The organism is Amphibiibacter pelophylacis, from assembly GCF_037688875.1.
GTDB classification, from domain to species: domain Bacteria; phylum Pseudomonadota; class Gammaproteobacteria; order Burkholderiales; family Burkholderiaceae_C; genus Amphibiibacter; species Amphibiibacter pelophylacis.
Genome location: NZ_JAWDIE010000040.1, coordinates 1 through 1,954, shown reverse-complemented (window position 1 = coordinate 1,954; position 1,954 = coordinate 1). Strand labels below are relative to the sequence as shown.

The window sequence follows — 1,954 nt, the reverse complement described above, 5'->3', positions numbered from 1 at the left end:
AATCATCACCGGCGTGGCAACATGCTGAATATGTCTGAGGTCGAACAGTTCCAGAAGGCTTCGGAAAGCTGCAGCAAAACGGGCGATCCTGACGCGTGCGGTAAGGTCAGGGAGTTGACTAGGCTATCGCAGTCGAGAGACCGGCAGCTTGGAGGGGCCTGTGGACCTGAGGCCAATCAGGCAAAATGTGACGTACTTGTCCGGGATGCAATCAGCAAGGGCAATATCGTTAAGGGTCAGTACGGGGAATTTACTTGGGCGGATAGTCCAAAAGATAGCTTTCCTTTGAATGTCGTGATTGCTGGGCCGCCATCGGAAAGAGAGGATTTTCATTCTCGGGCGGCAAGGAGCACTGCAACTGGTACTCTTCTGTTGCTGCCCGGCCCTGAAGATTTTGTGCTTGGGGCGGTATTGGCCACAAAAACAGGCCAGATGATTGCAGAGGCTGCACTGGTCGGCGGACAAAAAGTTTGGCGGTTTGTCGATGGAACGACTGCAAATTTTGGATCGAAGGAGGCGGAGGCAATTTCTCGTGCCCGAGTGGAGAACAATGCGAATGCAGATGCTGGTTTTGCGGGAGACGTACCTGTTCGACCGCGTGATGGGAAAATCTCAGTCGGCATAGCTCAAATCGATACGCCGATTGGCAGACATTTGATCGAAGGTGTTATCAGAACAAATCGAAAAGGGCTAGCTGAAGAAATTTCTGGCGGGCACAATATGGAAAACTTTAAAAAATCTTGCAAGCCAATGGCGGTCAAGTGATAGGAGTGCCAAAAGAGGTTGTGCCGGGAATTTATCAGATTGAATACAGATTTTCAGAGTCTACTGGACGAAGTGCAATAAAAACCGTATATGATCCAGCGAGGTACAGTGATGCGCAAATGGCTTCAATGGCCAACGAGGCAGTTGGTCGAGCGATTTACCAGTGGAGGCGAGCCACTAACTCAAAGGTGCCAGACGTTCAGTTTGTTAATATCAATGGCATTAAGTTTGAGGTGCCGATTAGTACTTACAGAGGACAAGTGTATGTTCCGACCGCATTTCCTTCTGCTCGATAATTATGAATTACTATATTGAATACAGAGGTGAGGGCGATGACCTATATCCTCTCATTTGGTGTGTAGCCAATGCTTTTCCTGCTAGAGACAGGGAGGATTATTGGTACAATTTGGAGAAGATATTTAGCTGTGGCGGGAGTGGAGGGGATCCATATTGGCATATTGAGCGTTATGTTGATGTTGATGGTGATGGAAAAATCATCTTTTGGGTCAACATGGAGCCAGCATTTAGCGAGGATCAAGTCCATTGCGGCGAATATGATGAGGCCTTGGTAAAGAAGTTTTTTTTATCCGCTATGCGTGAGTATGCACGAAATCATCAGGAATGCGCACCTAAGATTCAGGAGTTGATCGATAAATATCAAATCGAATCCACAGGCGGCAACGAAATCGGCTTTGTTGTACAACCTCGCCTCGGGCTAGGCTCGCCCTGACCCCAGACCGGTTCAGCCCACAACTGGCTAAGTCTCCAGCTGCCCACCTGCATGATGCGACACCAGCGGCATCAAGGCGGGCGATGGCGGGTTTGATGTGCAGGTGAAGGTCAAAACCACGCTGGATGGCGCGGTGATCGCCAGCAGTGATGCGGCGGTGGCTCAGGGCAAAAACCGCTTCAGCAGCGAAGGCGGCACAGAGCTGAAGGACATCACCAATTCGGCGAAGTACAGTGCGGACAGCGTGAGCGTTGGGGTGGGAATCTCTGGCGCAGCATCAAAGGATTCCGGCGCCCAACCGGTCCAGAAGTCCGGCCCGGCGCTCAACGGTGCGGGCCTGGGCAGCGACAGTGGCAGTGCTGGCAGCGTGGCCCAGGCGGGTATCAGCGGTATTGCGGGCGATACTTCCGTGCGTAGCGGCGATGTGGGCAGCGGGATCAAGCCGATATTTGATGCGGA

General features: G+C 51.7%; 3 protein-coding genes and 1 pseudogene. All 4 read left to right on the top strand.

The genetic code is table 11. The annotated features are described in order from the left end of the window. On the top strand, window positions 1–765 hold a 765-nt coding region (locus tag RV045_RS14275), incomplete at its 5' end, for a DUF6862 domain-containing protein (RefSeq protein ID WP_423236462.1). Then, window positions 762–1,061 carry an EndoU domain-containing protein gene (locus tag RV045_RS14270; protein WP_423236461.1) on the top strand — a complete coding sequence of 100 codons (300 nt, stop codon included), beginning with the start codon at window positions 762–764 and terminating at the stop codon, window positions 1,059–1,061. The genes RV045_RS14275 and RV045_RS14270, both read left to right, overlap by 4 nt. A 2-nt stretch (window positions 1,062–1,063) precedes the next feature. Next, entirely contained in the window at window positions 1,064–1,495 is a 432-nt protein-coding gene (locus tag RV045_RS14265; protein WP_423236460.1) for a hypothetical protein, read from the top strand. Window positions 1,496–1,598: 103 nt separating this feature from the next. Further along, window positions 1,599–1,954: pseudogene (locus RV045_RS14260) on the top strand (hypothetical protein); the annotation flags it as partial.

Coding starts and splice junctions, on each gene's coding strand:
- RV045_RS14265 (WP_423236460.1), top strand. CDS start 1,064: ATGAATTACTATATTGAATACAGAGGTGAGGGCGATGACCTATATCCT.